At 70.1% G+C, this 15,403-nt stretch carries 14 protein-coding genes; 10 read left to right on the top strand and 4 right to left on the bottom strand.

The genetic code is table 11. The features are described from left to right. Window position 1: 1 nt before the first annotated feature. From AB0M54_RS02870 to cysN, 3 genes are read left to right on the top strand one after another with little or no spacing between them, the layout of a single operon-like run. The gene (locus tag AB0M54_RS02870; RefSeq protein WP_364468790.1) at window positions 2-889 is read left to right on the top strand and encodes a 3'(2'),5'-bisphosphate nucleotidase CysQ; all 888 of its coding nucleotides are present in this window, start codon (window positions 2-4) and stop codon (window positions 887-889) included. Between the two features lie 32 nt (window positions 890-921). Beyond that, on the top strand, window positions 922-1,833 hold the full coding sequence (gene cysD / locus AB0M54_RS02865; protein WP_364468788.1) for a sulfate adenylyltransferase subunit CysD: 912 nt from the start codon (window positions 922-924) through the stop codon (window positions 1,831-1,833). Next, on the top strand, window positions 1,833-3,131 hold the full coding sequence (gene cysN, locus AB0M54_RS02860; RefSeq protein ID WP_364313895.1) for a sulfate adenylyltransferase subunit CysN: 1,299 nt from the start codon (window positions 1,833-1,835) through the stop codon (window positions 3,129-3,131). Before cysD ends, cysN begins: the two co-directional genes overlap by 1 nt. Before the next feature lie 111 nt (window positions 3,132-3,242). Here cysN and AB0M54_RS02855 read toward each other — a convergent pair whose 3' ends face one another. Both AB0M54_RS02855 and AB0M54_RS02850 read right to left on the bottom strand, forming a co-directional pair. Next, entirely contained in the window at window positions 3,243-3,980 is a 738-nt protein-coding gene (locus AB0M54_RS02855) for a hypothetical protein (protein ID WP_364313897.1), read from the bottom strand. Between the two features lie 2 nt (window positions 3,981-3,982). Next, the gene (locus AB0M54_RS02850; protein WP_364313900.1) at window positions 3,983-4,504 is read right to left on the bottom strand and encodes a SigE family RNA polymerase sigma factor; all 522 of its coding nucleotides are present in this window, start codon (window positions 4,502-4,504) and stop codon (window positions 3,983-3,985) included. A 111-nt stretch (window positions 4,505-4,615) separates the two neighbouring features. On the opposite strand from AB0M54_RS02850, the gene AB0M54_RS02845 reads away from it, so the two are divergent. From AB0M54_RS02845 to AB0M54_RS02815, 7 genes are all read left to right on the top strand, one after another. Then, complete coding sequence (locus tag AB0M54_RS02845) at window positions 4,616-5,614, top strand: LacI family DNA-binding transcriptional regulator (protein WP_364317040.1); 999 nt, start codon at window positions 4,616-4,618, stop codon at window positions 5,612-5,614. 76 nt (window positions 5,615-5,690) lie between these two features. After that, a complete protein-coding gene (locus AB0M54_RS02840; RefSeq protein ID WP_364313903.1) occupies window positions 5,691-7,142 on the top strand; it encodes an alpha-N-arabinofuranosidase in 1,452 nt (483 codons plus the stop codon). Next, entirely contained in the window at window positions 7,139-8,473 is a 1,335-nt protein-coding gene (locus AB0M54_RS02835) for an ABC transporter substrate-binding protein (RefSeq protein ID WP_364468786.1), read from the top strand. The genes AB0M54_RS02840 and AB0M54_RS02835 overlap by 4 nt, the downstream gene beginning before the upstream one ends. Before the next feature lie 2 nt (window positions 8,474-8,475). Next, entirely contained in the window at window positions 8,476-9,420 is a 945-nt protein-coding gene (locus AB0M54_RS02830) for a sugar ABC transporter permease (RefSeq protein WP_364468784.1), read from the top strand. Continuing rightward, a complete protein-coding gene (locus tag AB0M54_RS02825; RefSeq protein WP_364313911.1) occupies window positions 9,417-10,244 on the top strand; it encodes a carbohydrate ABC transporter permease in 828 nt (275 codons plus the stop codon). Before AB0M54_RS02830 ends, AB0M54_RS02825 begins: the two co-directional genes overlap by 4 nt. Window positions 10,245-10,246: 2 nt before the next feature. Beyond that, a complete protein-coding gene (locus AB0M54_RS02820; RefSeq protein ID WP_364468782.1) occupies window positions 10,247-11,938 on the top strand; it encodes a family 43 glycosylhydrolase in 1,692 nt (563 codons plus the stop codon). Continuing rightward, entirely contained in the window at window positions 11,932-12,981 is a 1,050-nt protein-coding gene (locus tag AB0M54_RS02815) for a glycoside hydrolase family 43 protein (RefSeq protein ID WP_364468779.1), read from the top strand. The genes AB0M54_RS02820 and AB0M54_RS02815 overlap by 7 nt, the downstream gene beginning before the upstream one ends. A gap of 141 nt (window positions 12,982-13,122) precedes the next feature. Here AB0M54_RS02815 and galK read toward each other — a convergent pair whose 3' ends face one another. Beyond that, complete coding sequence (gene galK / locus AB0M54_RS02810; protein WP_364468777.1) at window positions 13,123-14,256, bottom strand: galactokinase; 1,134 nt, start codon at window positions 14,254-14,256, stop codon at window positions 13,123-13,125. Between the two features lie 95 nt (window positions 14,257-14,351). Then, on the bottom strand, window positions 14,352-15,344 hold the full coding sequence (gene galE, locus AB0M54_RS02805; protein WP_364313922.1) for a UDP-glucose 4-epimerase GalE: 993 nt from the start codon (window positions 15,342-15,344) through the stop codon (window positions 14,352-14,354). Between the last annotated feature and the right edge of the window lie 59 nt (window positions 15,345-15,403).

Genomic DNA, 15,403 nt, shown 5'->3' with positions numbered 1-15,403 from the left:
CATGAGCGAGACGAAGGCGTCTGCGCACATCACCGGTCAGCGTGAGCCGCTCGGCGAGAGTGGCACCCCGCCGGTGATCGACGCGGCGTTCGCGCGCTGGCTCGCCGACCGGGCCGGGCAGCTGCTGCTCCAGGTGCGGGAAGACATGGGGTACGCGGACGGCAAGGCGCTGAAGGCGGCCGGCGACAAGGCCGCGCACGACCTGCTGCGCACCGAGCTGGCCCGGTGGCGCCCGGCCGACGCCGTGCTGTCGGAGGAGGACGACCAGTCCCGGCTGGCCTGGACCGGCGAGAAGAACGCGATGCGCCCGGACCGGCTGGACGCGTCCCGGGTCTGGGTCGTCGACCCGCTGGACGGCACCCGGGAGTTCTCCGAGGAGGGCCGCACCGACTGGGCCGTGCACGTGGCGCTCTGGACCGCCGACTGCCACAGCCCGAACTGCCTGGCGGCCGGCGCGGTGGCGATGCCGGCTCAACACCGCACGATCGCGACCGACCACCCGCCGGCATACCCGCCGATGCCGTTGTCCGCGGCGACCGGCGGGCCGATCCGGATCGCGGCCAGCCGGACCCGCCCGCCCGCCTTCGTCACCGCCCTGGCCGACGACATCGGCGCCGAGCTGGTCCCGATGGGCTCGGCCGGCGTGAAGATCGCCGCGGTGATCAACGGCGACGCCGACGCCTACGTGCACGCGGGTGGCCAGTACGAGTGGGACTCGGCGGCGCCGGTCGCTGTGGCGACGGCCACCGGCCTGCACGCTAGCCGGATCGACGGATCTGAGCTGAAATACAACCAGCCCGACCCGAAGCTGCCCGACCTCGTCGTGTGCCGTAAGGATCTTGCTCCCCGACTGCTCGCAGCGCTGCAGCGTCATCTCCCGGTAACCTGACCAACAGCCCAGCGCGAGCCAGAAAGATAACGATGAGTCAGACGAAGCCCTACCGTGTGTCACACCTCGATGCCCTGGAGGCCGAGAGCATCTTCGTGATGCGCGAGGTGATGGCCGAGTTCGAGCGCCCGGTGCTGCTGTTCTCCGGCGGCAAGGACTCGATCGTGATGCTCCGCCTGGCCGAGAAGGCCTTCGCGCCGGGAAAGATCCCATTCCCGGTCATGCATGTGGACACCGGGCACAACTTCCCCGAGGTCCTGGAATACCGCGACACCCGGGTGGCCGCGCTGGGCCTCAACCTGGTCGTGGCCAGCGTGCAGGAGGCGATCGACACCGGCAAGGTGCGCGAGCTGCCCGACGGAACCCGCAACCGGATCCAGACCCCGGTGCTGCTGGCCGCGGTCGAGAAGTACCGCTTCGACGCGCTGTTCGGCGGCGCCCGCCGCGACGAGGAGAAGGCGCGGGCCAAGGAGCGGGTGTTCAGCTTCCGCGACGAGTTCGGCCAGTGGGACCCGAAGAACCAGCGGCCCGAGCTCTGGTCGCTCTACAACGGCAAGCACCACCCGGGCGAGTCGATCCGGGTGTTCCCGCTGTCCAACTGGACCGAGCTGGACATCTGGCACTACATCGCCAAGGAGCGGGTGCCGCTGCCGGACATCTACTACGCGCACGACCGCGAGGTGGTCGAGCGCAACGGCATGTTCTACGCGGTCAACGAGTTCATCCGGCTCCGGGACGGCGAGACCTCGGCCACGATGCGGGTGCGCTACCGGACGGTCGGTGACGCCTCCCAGACCGCCGCGGTCCGCTCCGACGCCGACACGGTGGAAAAGGTGATCGAGGAGGTCGCGGCGACCCGGATCACCGAGCGCGGCGCTACCCGCGGCGACGACAAGGTCAGCGAGGCCGCGATGGAAGACCGCAAGCGAGAGGGTTACTTCTGATGTCCCAGGCTGTTCTGGAGCCGGAATCCGCGTCGGCCCGTGGCATGGACCTGCTCCGGTTCGCCACCGCCGGCAGCGTCGACGACGGTAAGTCGACGCTGATCGGGCGGCTGCTGTTCGACACCAAGACGATCTTCGAGGACCAGCTCGAGTCGGTCGAGGCGGTCAGCGCGGCCCGTGGCGACGAGTACACCAACCTCGCCCTGCTCACCGACGGCCTGCGCGCCGAGCGCGAGCAGGGCATCACGATCGACGTGGCCTACCGCTACTTCGCGACGCCACGGCGGAAGTTCATCATCGCCGACACCCCGGGACACATCCAGTACACCCGGAACATGGTGACCGGGGCGTCCACCGCCGACCTGGCGCTGATCCTGGTCGACGCCCGTAAGGGTCTGGTCGAGCAGTCGCGCCGGCACGCCTTCCTCACCTCGTTGCTGCGCGTGCCCCACCTGGTGCTCTGCGTGAACAAGATGGACCTGGTCGACTGGGACCAGGCGGTCTACGAGCGCATCGCCGACGAGTTCACCTCGTTCGCGGCCAAGCTCGACGCCCCCGACCTCACGGTCATCCCGATCTCGGCGCTCAACGGCGACAACATCGCCTCACGGTCCGACAAGAGCCCCTGGTACGAGGGTCCGTCCCTGCTCCACCACCTGGAACACGTACACATCGCCTCGGACCGCAACCTGGTCGACGTGCGCTTCCCGGTGCAATACGTGATCCGCCCGCAGTCGACCACGGTCACCGACTACCGCGGCTACGCCGGTCAGGTGGCCTCCGGCGTGCTCAAGCCGGGCGACGAGGTCATGGTGCTGCCGTCCGGTCTGACCAGCACGATCGCCTCGATCGACACCGCCGACGGCCCGCTCGACGAGGCGTTCCCGCCGATGTCGGTGACGGTGCGGCTGACCGACGAGATCGACATCTCCCGTGGCGACATGATCTGCCGGCCGAACAACGCGCCGGCGGTCGCCCAGGACGTCGAGGCGATGATCTGCTGGATGGACGAGACCGCGCCGCTCTCGGTCGGGAGCAAATACCTGATCAAGCACACCACGCGTACGGCCAAGACGGTGGTGCGCGGCCTGCAGTACCGGCTCGACGTGAACACCCTGCACCGGGACGAGTCGGCCGATTCGCTGGGGCTGAACGAGATCGGCCGGGTGAAGCTGCGCACGGCCATGCCGTTGCTGGCCGATGAGTACCGCCGCAACCGCACGACCGGCGGCTTCGTGCTGATCGACGAGTCGACCAACCGCACGGTCGGCGCCGGCATGATCATCGAGGCGTCGTAGCTGTTGCGTATGAGTGCGCAGAGCTTCGCGGATCGGGCGTTTTGTTCGAAGTGAGCAGATGGAAAGGGCGGGCCCGGATGGGCCCGCCCTTTCCCGTCAGGTGATCGAAGATCAGCCGACGCCCTGCACGGCGCTCTCGTCGGCGTGCACGCCGGAGGCCAGCTCGAACATCTGCTGCTGGGTGAAGCTGAGGCCGCCCCAGAACTGCACGAGCACGTAGATGCCGTTGTCCTGCTTCACGAAGATCGTCGAGCCGTAGTCGCCGTCGGCGCGCTCGGGCTCGGGGGTCGGGAAGCCCTTGGCGTCGGACACGTCGCCGCGCGGGCTCTTGCGCAGGATCATCTCGCGCCCGTTGACCGTGGTCGTCTTGCCCGTGGGAGCTTTCTCGTCCTTGCTCTGCAGGAAGACGGCGATCTTTCCGCGGAAGTTGTTCGGGTCGTAGATCGGCGCCTTGGACGGGTCGACGTCCGGGCCCGGGTTCTTGGCCTTGTTCGGGGCGATCACCAGCGAGTAGGTGTCGATGGCCTGGACGAACCAGCCGTCCGGCACGGTGTCGACGGTGAAGCCCTTGGGCTGCTCACCCTTGTAGGCAACCAGGTTGATCTTGGCGGCCGTCGCGGCCGGCGGCGCTTTCGCGTCGATGGCGGCCGGCCCGGTCACCGTGCCGGACGTGGCGACCGCGAAGGCGGCCACCCCGGCGGCGATGGCGAAGATCGAGCCGCCGGCGGTCTGGATCAGCCGCCGCTTGCGCAGCTTGTCCCGGCCGCGGGCCAGGTCGGCGTCGGCCTGCTGGATGGTCGGCGCGACCGGGCGTCCGGCCAGATCCTGAAAAGCGTCACGAAGGTCCATGGCTAATTCACTCCTTGCTGAAGAAACGAGCCACGGGGCTCGAGGGCGGCGCGCAGCTTGTCCAGCGCGCGGGCGGTCTGGCTCTTGACGGTGCCCTCGGAGCAGTCCAGAGCGTCCGCGGTCTCGGCGATGCCGAGGTCGTAGAAGTACCGGAAGACGAGGGCGGCCCGCATCCGCGGTGGCAGCTGCTTCAGTGCCTGGCGCAGCTGGTCACCGCCGGGCACGTCGGGCGTGCCGGGGAAGTGTGGCTGGTCGGGCAGTTCGGCCACCGGTCGCTCGCGCCGCCGCCACAGCCGGCGCCGCTCGTCGGTCAGCGCGTTGACCAGGGAACGGCGTACGTACCCCTCGGGGTTCTCGGCCCGGAGGAAGGACGGCCAGCCGACATAGAGCTTGGTCAGCGTCGACTGCACCAGATCTTCCGCCAGGTGCGCGTCGCCCGCCGTCAACAGCGTCGCGGTACGCACCAGGCCGGCCCGCCGGGCCAGCACGAAATCGTGGAACTGCTCATCACGCTCGTTCATCACGAGCCTCCTGAAGTCTCACGCCCCCCTGACCGCCGCACCCGCCTCCGGGGTTGCATGGCCGGGAACGTTGTTATAGTCCGGGGGTTGGCGGTTGACGAGGGGGCGAGGCCGGTGCCTCCGGGCTTGAAGGATGTTGCCGCGCTGGCCGGCGTGTCCATCAAGACCGTGTCAAACGTGGTCAACGGCTATGTGCACGTGGCGCCGGACACCCGATCCCGGGTGCAGGACGCGATCGATCGGCTCGGGTACATCCCCAACGTCGCGGCCCGCCAGTTGCGCAGCGGCCGGTCCGGGGTGATCGCGCTGGCGCTGCCCGAGTTGCAGTCGCCCTACTTCGCCGAGATGGCCGGGCTGATCGTGCAGGCGGCCGAGCGCCGGTCGTGGACCGTGCTGATCGACCAGACCGACGGCCAGGCCGACCGCGAGCGCAACCTGGTCGCGGGGCTGCGCCGGCACGCGATCGACGGGGTGATCTTCAGTCCGCTGGCGCTGACCGGCGACGAACTGGTGCGGTCCGACGGCAGCCCGATGGTGCTGCTGGGCGAGCGGGTGTCGCACGGACCGGCCGACCACGTGGCGATCGACAACCTGGCCGCGGCCGCGGAGGCGACCGGCCACCTGGCCGCGCTGGGCCGGCGCCGGATCGCGGCGATCGGCGCCCAGGACCAGCCCTCGGCGGTGACCGCCCACCTGCGGCTGGCCGGCTATCGGCGGGCGCTGGCCGAGGCCGGTCTGCCGGTCGACGAGACGCTGGTGGCGCCGGCCGAGCAGTTCCACCGGGCTGACGGGGCGGCCGCGATGGAACGGCTGCTCGACCTGCCGGAGCCGCCGGACGCGGTGTTCTGCTTCAACGACCTGCTGGCCCTGGGCGCCCTCCGCACCCTGCTGCGCCGGGGCCACAAGGTGCCCGACGACGTGGCGGTGGCCGGCTTCGACGACATCGAGGACGGGCGCTTCAGCACGCCGACGCTGACCACGGTGGCGCCGGACACCGCCCGGATCGCCGAGATCGCGGTGGACCTGCTCGCGGAACGAATCGGGCAGACCGCCGAGCCGCCCCGGGAAGTGCGTGTGCCGCACCGCCTCGTGGTGCGCGAAAGCACGGCCTGACCTCAGGAAATCCGCACGTGACAGAATCACCTCAGGCTATTTACAACGTTGGTTCCAACGTTGTAAAAAGACTTGCATGTCAGTGGCGCAGCTCACTCTCGACCCCGCGTACACGATCGCGCCGGTCGATCCCCGGCTCTTCGGCTCCTTCGTCGAGCACATGGGCCGGTGTGTCTACACCGGCGTGTTCGAGCCCGGGCACCCCGAGGCGGACGCCGACGGTCTCCGCACCGACGTGCTCGAACTGGTCCGCGAGCTTGGGGTCACCACGGTCCGCTACCCGGGCGGGAACTTCGTCTCGAACTACCGCTGGGAGGACGGCGTCGGGCCGGTCGCCGAGCGCCCGCGGCGGCTCGACCTGGCCTGGCGGTCGCTGGAGAGCAACGCGTTCGGGCTGAACGAGTTCATGCGCTGGGCCACGGCGGCCGGGGTCGAGCCGATGATGGCGGTCAACCTGGGCACTCGCGGGGTGGACGACGCGGCCGCGCTGGTCGAGTACTGCAACCTCGCCGAGGGCACCGCGATCAGCGACCGGCGGCGGGAGCACGGCGTGGCCAAGCCGCACGACGTACGCCTCTGGTGTCTCGGCAACGAGATGGACGGCCCGTGGCAGGTCGGCCGGATGACCGCCCGTGAGTACGGCCGCCTCGCGTCCCGGGCCGGCGCGGCGATGAAGAAGGTCGACCCGGGCATCGAGCTGGTCGCGTGCGGCAGCTCGAACGCCGACATGCCGACCTTCGCGGGCTGGGAGGCCACCGTCCTCGAGGAGGCGTACGACCAGGTCGACTACGTGTCGCTGCACCAGTACTACGACCCGGAGAAGGACGACCCGGCCAGCTTCCGGGCCTCCGCGTACGGGCTGGACGGCTTCATCGAGGACGTGATCGCCACCGCCGACCACGTGCGGGCCAAACTCCGCCGGCGCAAGCGCGTCAACCTGGCCCTGGACGAGTGGAACGTCTGGTACCAGGGCCGGTTCACCGAGCCCGAGGACCGCGGCATCGAGGAGACGCCGGCGCTGATCGAGGACGACTACACCGTCACCGACGCCATGGTGGTCGGCAACCTGCTGATCAGCATGCTGCGGCACGCCGACCGGCTGAGCATCGGCTGCCAGGCGCAGCTGGTGAACGTGATCGCGCCGATCCGGACCCGGCCCGGCGGCCCGGCCTGGCGGCAGACCATCTTCCACCCGTTCGCGCACACCGCCCGCCTGGCCCGCGGCACCGTGCTCCGCACCGCCGTGACCGCGCCCACGATGGCCACCGGCCGATACGGCGACGTACCCGTGGTCGACGCCATCGCCACCCACGACCCGGAGACCGGCGCGCTGTCCGTGTTCGTCGTGAACCGCGGCACCGAGCAGGTCCGGCTCGACCTCGACCTGCGCGCCTTCCCCAACCACCGCCCCGGCGACCACCTGTGGATCGCCGACGGGATCAATGAGCCGCTCACCCAGACCGGCGGCAGCACCGTCGCCCTTCCTCCGCTCTCCTGGCACGCCCTGACCTTCGAGGAGTCGAAGTGAACAACAACCTGACCCGCCGCGGCCTGCTCGGCCTCGGTGTCGGCGCGAGTGGCGCCGTCCTGCTCGGCGCCTGCGGCGACGACGGACCCAACCCGGTCGTGAACGGCGGCGGTTCCGACGCCCAGCCCGCCGCGACCACCTACTCCGGCCCGAACGTGACCCTGACCTTCTGGAACGGCTTCACCGGCGGCGACGGCCCGGTGATGAAGTCCCTGGTGGACAAGTTCAACGCGGCCAACCCCAACATCAAGGTCACGATGAACGTGTACGAGTGGGCCGACTACTACCAGAAGGTGCCGGCCGCGGTGTCCACCGGCAACGGGCCTGACCTGGGCATCATGCACGTCGAGCAGGTCGCCACCAACGCGGCCCGCGGCGTGGTCCTGCCGCTCGACGACGTGGCCGCCTCCCTCCAGCTCAAGGAGGAGGACTTCTCGCCGCCGGTGTGGCGGGCCGGGGTCTACAACAGCAAGCGGTACGCGATCCCGCTGGACGTACACCCGCAGGGCATGTTCTACAACAAGAAGGTTCTGCGGACCGCCGGCCTCGACCCGGAGAAGCCGCCGACCACCAACGAGGAGTACCTGGCCGCGCTGGACGCGTTGAAGGCCAAGGGCATCCAGGGCCATTGGGCCAGCCCGTTCCCGTTCACCGGCGTGCACCAGTTCGAGTCGCTGACCTGGCAGTTCGGCGGCCAGTTGTTCGACGAGGCGGCGGGGAAGCCGCTGTTCGCCGAGGAGCCCGGCGTCAAGGCCCTGACCTGGCTGGTCGACCTGGTCAAGAAGGGCTACAGCCCGAAGAACGTGGCCCAGGACGCGGACGCGATCGCGCTGCAGAACGGCAAGGCCGCCTTCAACTGGAACGGCATCTGGAACATCAACACACTCAACGGCGTCAAGGGCCTGGAGTGGGGCGTCAGCGCGCTGCCGCAGATCGGCACCCAGAAGGCGGCCTGGGCCGGGTCGCACAACTTCGTGCAGTTCAAGCAGAAGGCCAACGACCAGAACAAGTTGACCGCGGGCAAGGTGTTCATCAACTACATCAGCCAGCAGTCGCTCGAGTGGGCCAAGGGCGGCCAGGTCCCGGCCCGCAAGGAGGTGCGCGAGGGCACCGACTTCAAGGCGCTGAAGGAGCAGTCGGCGATCGGCTCGCAGATCGACGACCTGCACTTCCCGCCGTCGGTGCCGGGCATCGCGGACGCCATGGCCACCATGGACGTCGCGGTCAACGAGGCGATCCTGCTGCGGAAGGAGCCGGCCAAGGCGCTGGCCGACGCGGCCGGCAAGGCGGGTCAGATCCTGGAGCAGAACAAGAAGAAGTACGGCGGCTGAGCATGGCCGTCAAGGAAGCGGTGCGGCCGCCGGCGGTTGCCGCGGCGACCGGCAGGAAGAAGGCGCGCAGCCATCGGGGAGCGACGCCCTATCTCTTCCTGCTGCCGTACGCGCTGATCTTCGCGACCTTCACCCTGGTGCCGGCGGTCTACGGGATCTGGATCAGCCTGCACGACTGGGACTACCTGCTGCCCGGGAAGCCGTTCGTCGGCCTGGCCAACTACGCGGCGCTGTTCGACTGGGCGTCGCCGGTGTTCGACTTCTTCTGGCAGAGCATGCAGGCCACCGGGATCTTCACGGTGTTCAGCGTGCCGCTGCTGATCGTGGTGCCGCTGGGCGTGGCGCTGCTGCTGAACCGGGCCTTCCCGGGCCGCACGCTGTTCCGGGCCGTCTACTTCGCGCCGTACGTGCTGGGCGTGGCGGTGATCGGCCTGCTCTGGCGCTTCCTGCTCGACCCCAACCTGGGCATGGTCAACGCGGCGCTCGGCGCGGTCGGGCTGCCCGCGGACACGCCGTGGACCACCGGTCTGCCCTGGGCGTGGATCTCGCTGGTCGGTGTCACGGTGTGGTGGACGATCGGCTTCAACGCGGTGATCTACCTGGCCGGCCTGCAGGACATCCCGCGTGACCTGTACGACGCGGCGCGGGTGGACGGCGCCGGGCGCTGGGCCGAGTTCCGGCACGTGACCCTCCCCGGGCTCCGGCCGGTGCTCGCCTTCGTCGTGATCAACACGATCCTGGCCTCGGCCAACATGTTCGGGCAGGCGTACCTGATCACGCAGGGCGCCCCGGGGGTGGAGACGCGGACGGCGATCATGTACATCGCCGACGAGGGCCTGCGCAGCTACCGGATGGGCAGCGCGGCCGCGATGAGCTACTTCCTCACCCTGGCCCTGCTGCTGGTCAGCGTGATCGTCTTCCGGCTGTTCCGAGAGAAGGACACATGACCCGGGTACGCGGCATCGCCTGGTACACCGTGCTGATCGGGATCAGCGTCGTGTTCGTCGCGCCGCTGGTGTGGATGCTGCTGACCTCGTTCAAGACCACCAGCGAGGCCACCGCGATCCCGCCGGCCTGGCTGCCGCGGGAGCCGACCACCCGCGCCTACGAGACGCTGTTCGCCGGCAACACCCAGACGCCGGTGCTGCGCTGGTTCCTCAACAGCATGGTGGCCGCGGTCGGTCAGGCGATCCTGGTGCTGGTGGTCGCGTCGATGGCCGCGTACGCGCTGGCCCGGATGACCTTCCGCGGTAAGAACGTGATCTTCGCGGTGATCGTCGGGACATTGTTCGTACCCGGCTTCGTGATGTTGATCCCGAACTTCCTGATGATCGACCGGCTGGGCTGGCTGGACAGCGTCTGGGCGCTGATCATCCCGGGTGCGGCCAGCGCGTTCGGCGTGTTCTTCCTGCGCCAGTTCTTCTCCGCGCTGCCCCGCGAACTGGAGGAGGCGGCGCTGATCGAGGGCGCCAACGCCTGGCAGATCTTCACCAAGGTCATCCTGCCGCTGTCCCGGCCGGCGCTGGCCACGCTGACCGTGATCGCGTTCCTGACCAACTGGAACGACTTCATCTGGCCGGTGTACGTGCTGTTCAGTCCCGAGAAGCTGACCCTGCCGCCGGGCCTGGCCACGCTCCAGGGCGCGTACACCACCGACTATCCGGTGATCATGGCGGGCGCGGCGCTGGCCAGCATCCCGGTGCTGATCCTGTTCGTGGTGTGCCAGCGGTACATCATCGAGGGCGTCTCCCGTAGCGGCCTGAAGGGGTGATCATGAAGAAGCTCCTCGCTCTCCTGGGTGTCCTGCTCGTGCTGGCGCCGACAGCAGCCCACGCCAACCCGATCTCGGCGTCCTTCGCCGACACGTTCGCCGACCCGGTCATCGTCCGCGGCGACGACAATCTCTACTACGCGTACGGAACGACGGATCCGCTGCGCGAAGGCGAGAAGGTCGCCCACCGGATCCCGATCGCCCGCTCGGCCGACCTGGTCACCTGGTCCTACGTCGGCGACGCGTTCAGCGCCGGCCAAAAACCCGCGTTCGCCGCCGATGACGCGGCCTACTGGGCGCCGGACGTCCGGAAGATCGGCAACCGCTGGATCATGTACGTGACCGTCACCGAGACCACCGTCGCGCCCGGCGCCTCGGCCATCGGCGCCGCCACCGCGCCGACCCCGGCCGGGCCGTGGACGTTCGTGGACACCCCGGTGGTCGCGCCGCGGCCCAGCGGGGACGGGGGCTGGCTCTGGACCTTCGACCCGGCCCAGCTCACCACCCCGGACGGCCGGAAGTTCCTCTACTACGGCAGCTACTTCGGCGGCATCTGGGTCAGTGAGCTCACCGCGGACGGGCTGCACCTGACCGGCCCGGCCACCCGGGTCGCGGTCGACAACAAGTTCGAAGGCGCGTACGTGGTGCGGCGTAACGGCTGGTACTACCTGTTCGCGTCGTCGGCCAACTGCTGCGCCGGCCCGACCACCGGCTACTCGGTCTCGGTCGGGCGCTCGCGGGACCCGCGCGGCCCGTTCACCGACAAGTTGGGCCAGTCGCTCAACGTCTCGCGGGCCGGTGGCACGCCGGTGATCGCGCCGAACGGCAACCGCTGGGTCGGCACCGGCCACAACGGACTGATCACCGACCGGCTCGGCCAGGACTGGTTCGTCTACCACGCGATCGACCGGAACGACCCGTACCTGGACGAGCCGTTCGGGATCAACGAGCGGCCGATGCTGCTCGACCGGCTGGACTGGATCTCGGGCTGGCCGACCGTACGCGGCGGTGCGTGGGCCTCGGACGTGCTCCGCGACCGGCCCAACCGTCCGCTGCCGCCGGTCCGGGTGGCGTCGGCGCCGACGCCGGGGCGCCTGCTGGTCTCCGACGAGTTCGCCGGCCGCTCGCTCGACCGCCGCTGGACCGCGATCCGGGAGCCGGCCGTGACGGTGGGCCGCGGGCGGCTGAGCTGGCCGGTCGAGGGCGCCGACCTGACCGGCGCCGGCAACGACGCCGGGGTGCTGCTGCGGGACGCGCCGAAGGGCAACTGGATCGCCGAGACCAGGCTCACGCTGCCGCTGGGCGAGGACACGGTGCGCAACTACCAGCAGGCCGGGCTGATCGCCTACGTGGACGACGACCGGTTCGCGCGGCTGTCGGCGGTGGCGATCTGGAACACCCGGCAGGTCGAGTTCGGCTACGAGATCCCGTACGCGGGCGCGCTGTCCTACGGCGGCACCATCGCCGGCCCGCCCGGCCTGGAGACCACCTGGCTGCGGCTGGCGCACCGGACCGACGCCGGCGGCGAGCACGAGTACCGCGCCGGGGTGAGCCGCGACGGCCGGAAGTGGACCTGGGGTGGCGTGTGGACGATGCCGGCGAACACCACACCGCGCATCGGCCTGATCGCCCACGGCGGAGCGGCGCCCGCCGTCACCGCGACGTTCGACTATCTGAGGTTCAGCCGGTGGTGACCCCACCAGTGGTAGCCCAGCGCGCCATCCAGCGGCGAAATACCGCCAGGGGCTACCACTTTCTCGTCCTGGACGTCCTGGCCGTTCTGGTCCTGGCCGGGTGCGGCGGCGAGGCGGCGCCCGCGAAGGAGGCACCGATGTTCAGCAACCCGGTCTTCGCCGAGAACTTCCCCGACCCGGGGGTGATCCGGCACGAGAACACCTGGTACGCGTACGGGACGAACAACGCCGCCGCGAACGTGCCGGTGCTCTCCTCGCCGGATCTCGTGCACTGGACCGGCGCGGGGGACGCCATGCCCGAGGTGGGCACGTGGGCCACCAAGGGCAACACCTGGGCGCCCGAGGTGATCGCGGGCGACGGCGGCTGGCTGCTCTACTACACCGCCCGCTCGACGGCGACCGATCGGCAGTGCATCGGGGTGGCGTTCAGCGCCGAGCCGGAAGGGCCGTTCGTCGACGAGTCGGACCGGCCGCTGATCTGCCAGGCCGACGAGGGCGGGTCGATCGACGCCAGCCCGTTCACGGCCGCCGACGGCAAGCGCTACCTCTACTGGAAGAACGACGGCAACGCGATCCGGCAGCCGACCTACCTCTACGGGGCCGAGCTTCGCGCGGACGGGCGGGCCCTCGCCGGCGAACCGAAGCAACTGCTGGTCAACGACGCCGCGTGGGAGGACCACGTCATCGAGGCGCCGCAATTGGTCGAGAGAGAAGGAACGTTCTTTCTCTTCTACTCGGCCAACGCCTTCGACCGGGACGTGTACGCGATGGGCTACGCGACCTGCGACTCGCCGCTCGGCCCGTGTCGCAAGGCGGCGGAGAACCCGATCCTCAAGACGTCACCGGCGGCGGCCGGGCCGGGACACAGCTTCCTGGTCACCACGCCGGCGGGGGAGAGCTGGCTGCTCTACCACGCGTGGCCGCCGGACGCGATCGGCAGCGTCTCGCCCGGCCGCCAGCTCTGGCTGGACAAAGTGGACTGGGTCGACGGCAAGCCCGTGGTGAAGGGACCGACCGCCGACCCGCAGCCACTGCCTCGCTGAGGCCGGTCTCAGCCGACCAGGTGGCGGCGCAGGTCGGGCGCCGACCTCGCCGTCACCGCGTCGGCGTCACTGAACGCCGCGACCCAGAACCGTGCGGGAACGACCGCCCGGGTCCTCCTGGCGGACGACCCCGGACTGTCCTCAGAGGCGGGTCGCGCCCTTGCTGGGGACCGCGACGAAGGGGGTGGGCGCGGTGAAACCATGCTTCGCGTACGCCTCGGCGATCGCCGAGGCGGTGGCGTCGGCCCGGTCGGCGTCGATCAGGGCGAGGATGCAGCCGCCGAAACCGCCGCCGGTCATCCGGGCGCCGTACGCGCCGGCCATCAGCGCCGCCTCCACCGCGACGTCCACCTCGGCCACGGTGATCTCGAAGTCTTCCCGCATCGACGCGTGCGACGCGGTCATCAGTGGCCCGATCTCCCGGATCCGGCCCGAGCGCAGCAACGCCACGGTGTCGAGCACGCGCTGGTCCTCGGTCACCACGTGGCGCACGCGGCGCCGCATCACCTCGTCGTCGAGCTGCTTCAGGGTCTGGTCCAGGCCGTCCGTGGAGACGTCACGCAACGCGGGTACGCCCAGCAGCCGCGCCGCCTCCTCGCACGACTTGCGCCGGGCGCCGTACTCGCCGTCCACGTGCCGGTGGGGCGCGTTGCTGTTCACCACCAGCACGGCCAGGCCCTCGGCGGCCACGTCGAACGGGATCTGCTCGACCTCCTGCGACCGGCAGTCGAGGAACAGCGCGCGGCCGGCCTCGCAGCGGATCGACGCCGACTGGTCCATGATCCCGGTCGGCGCGCCGACGTAGACGTTCTCGCCACGCTGGGCCAGGGCCGGCCGTTCGTGCGCCGGGATGTCCAGGCCGCCGAGGTCGATCAGCGCGGTGAGCACGGCCGACTCCAGCGCGGCGGACGACGAGACGCCGGCGCCGAGCGGGACGTCGGAGGTGAGCGCTATGCGGGCGGGCGGGGGCTCGTACCCGGCGTCGCGGAGCGCCCACACCACCCCGGCGACGTAGGCGGCCCAGCCCGTCACCGTTCCCGGCTCGCCGGGGTCGTCGAAGCTGACCGGCTCGCCCTGCAGGTCGGAGCACACCGCCCAGCCGGCGTCGGCCCGCCCGGCCGCGGCGATCACCCGCTCGGGCAACGCGAACGGGAGCACGAACCCGTCGTTGTAGTCGGTGTGCTCGCCGATCAGGTTCACCCGCCCGGGCGCCGCCCAGAGTCCCTCGGGCTCGGCGCCGTAGTGATCGCGGAAAATAGTAGCGACGTCTGTCATGACCGCCTGCACCGAGCGGCAGCAGCCGTCACCGACCAACGGCGTCGAGGGCCAGAAGGGCATGACGAAGAAGGCTCAGTCATGATCTGATCAGATCACGCCACGTGGGTCCGGTAGAACGCCCAGGCGTCACCGATCATGTCGTGCAGGGTCGCCTTCTCGGGCACCCAGCCGAGCTCGGCCCGGGCCAGGGCCGACGACGCGACCAGCGTGGCCGGGTCGCCCTCGCGGCGCGGCGCGATCTCCACCGGCAGCTCGTGGCCGGTCACCTCGCGGGCCACCTCGACCACCTGCCGGTTGGTGAACCCGCTGCCGGTGCCCAGGTTGTAGATCCGGTGTTCGCCGCCGACCGCCGCGTCCAGCGCCAGCAGGTGGGCCCGGGCCAGGTCTTCCACGTGGATGTAGTCGCGGACGCAGGTGCCGTCGGCGGTCGGGTAGTCGTCGCCGAACAGCTGGAGCTTCTCGCGCTTGCCCGCGGCCACCTGGAGCGCGATCGGGATCAGGTGGGTCTCGGGGTCGTGCCGCTCGCCGATCTCGGCCGCCTTTAGACGCTCGGTGTCCGGCCGGATCAGCGCCCCGGCCACGTTGAAGTAGCGCAGCGACACCGCGGCCAGCCCGTGCGCGAAGGTCTCCGAGGTGAGGGCGTGGTCGAAGGTCAGCTTGGTGGCGCCGTAGGTGTTGGTCGGCGCCTTGACGGCGCCCTCGGTGATCGGCAACTCGCTCGGGTTGCCATAGACCGCCGCGGTGGAGGAGAAGACAAGTTTGGGTACGCGCGCCGCGCGCACCGCCGCGAGCAGACGCAGCGACCGGATCACGTTGTGGTCCCAGTAGAGCTCCGGCTTCACCATCGACTCGCCGGCCGCGATCAGCCCGGCGAAGTGCAGCACCGCGTCGAAGCCGGCCTCGGCCGTCAGGACGGTGCCGGCATCGGCGATGTCGGCCTCCACGAAGGTCGCGTCGGGCGCTACCGCCTCGCGGAATCCGGTGCTGAGATTGTCCAGGACAGTCACGTCATGTCCGGCGTCGAGCAGCAGCCGGCTGGTCACGCTGCCGACGTACCCCGCGCCTCCGGTGACGAGCAGTTTCACGGCGGTGTGCCCTTCCGTCGGTGATTTGCCACTCTACAATCTCTCAATATCGCTCATGA

This window comes from Actinoplanes sp. NPDC051470 (genome assembly GCF_040682035.1).
GTDB lineage: Bacteria > Actinomycetota > Actinomycetes > Mycobacteriales > Micromonosporaceae > Actinoplanes.
The sequence above is the reverse complement of the archived record's forward strand: the minus strand, read 5'-3'. Positions and strand labels throughout refer to the sequence as shown.

What these genes read in the sequence shown, in the direction of transcription:
- AB0M54_RS02870 (WP_364468790.1), top strand. Translation starts at nt 2, where the DNA reads ATGAGCGAGACGAAGGCGTCTGCGCACATCACCGGTCAGCGTGAGCCG.
- AB0M54_RS02820 (WP_364468782.1), top strand. Translation starts at nt 10,247, where the DNA reads ATGAAGAAGCTCCTCGCTCTCCTGGGTGTCCTGCTCGTGCTGGCGCCG.
- cysN (WP_364313895.1), top strand. Translation starts at nt 1,833, where the DNA reads ATGTCCCAGGCTGTTCTGGAGCCGGAATCCGCGTCGGCCCGTGGCATG.
- AB0M54_RS02830 (WP_364468784.1), top strand. Translation starts at nt 8,476, where the DNA reads ATGGCCGTCAAGGAAGCGGTGCGGCCGCCGGCGGTTGCCGCGGCGACC.
- AB0M54_RS02825 (WP_364313911.1), top strand. Translation starts at nt 9,417, where the DNA reads ATGACCCGGGTACGCGGCATCGCCTGGTACACCGTGCTGATCGGGATC.
- AB0M54_RS02855 (WP_364313897.1), bottom strand. Translation starts at nt 3,980, where the DNA reads ATGGACCTTCGTGACGCTTTTCAGGATCTGGCCGGACGCCCGGTCGCG.
- cysD (WP_364468788.1), top strand. Translation starts at nt 922, where the DNA reads ATGAGTCAGACGAAGCCCTACCGTGTGTCACACCTCGATGCCCTGGAG.
- AB0M54_RS02840 (WP_364313903.1), top strand. Translation starts at nt 5,691, where the DNA reads ATGTCAGTGGCGCAGCTCACTCTCGACCCCGCGTACACGATCGCGCCG.
- galK (WP_364468777.1), bottom strand. Translation starts at nt 14,256, where the DNA reads ATGACAGACGTCGCTACTATTTTCCGCGATCACTACGGCGCCGAGCCC.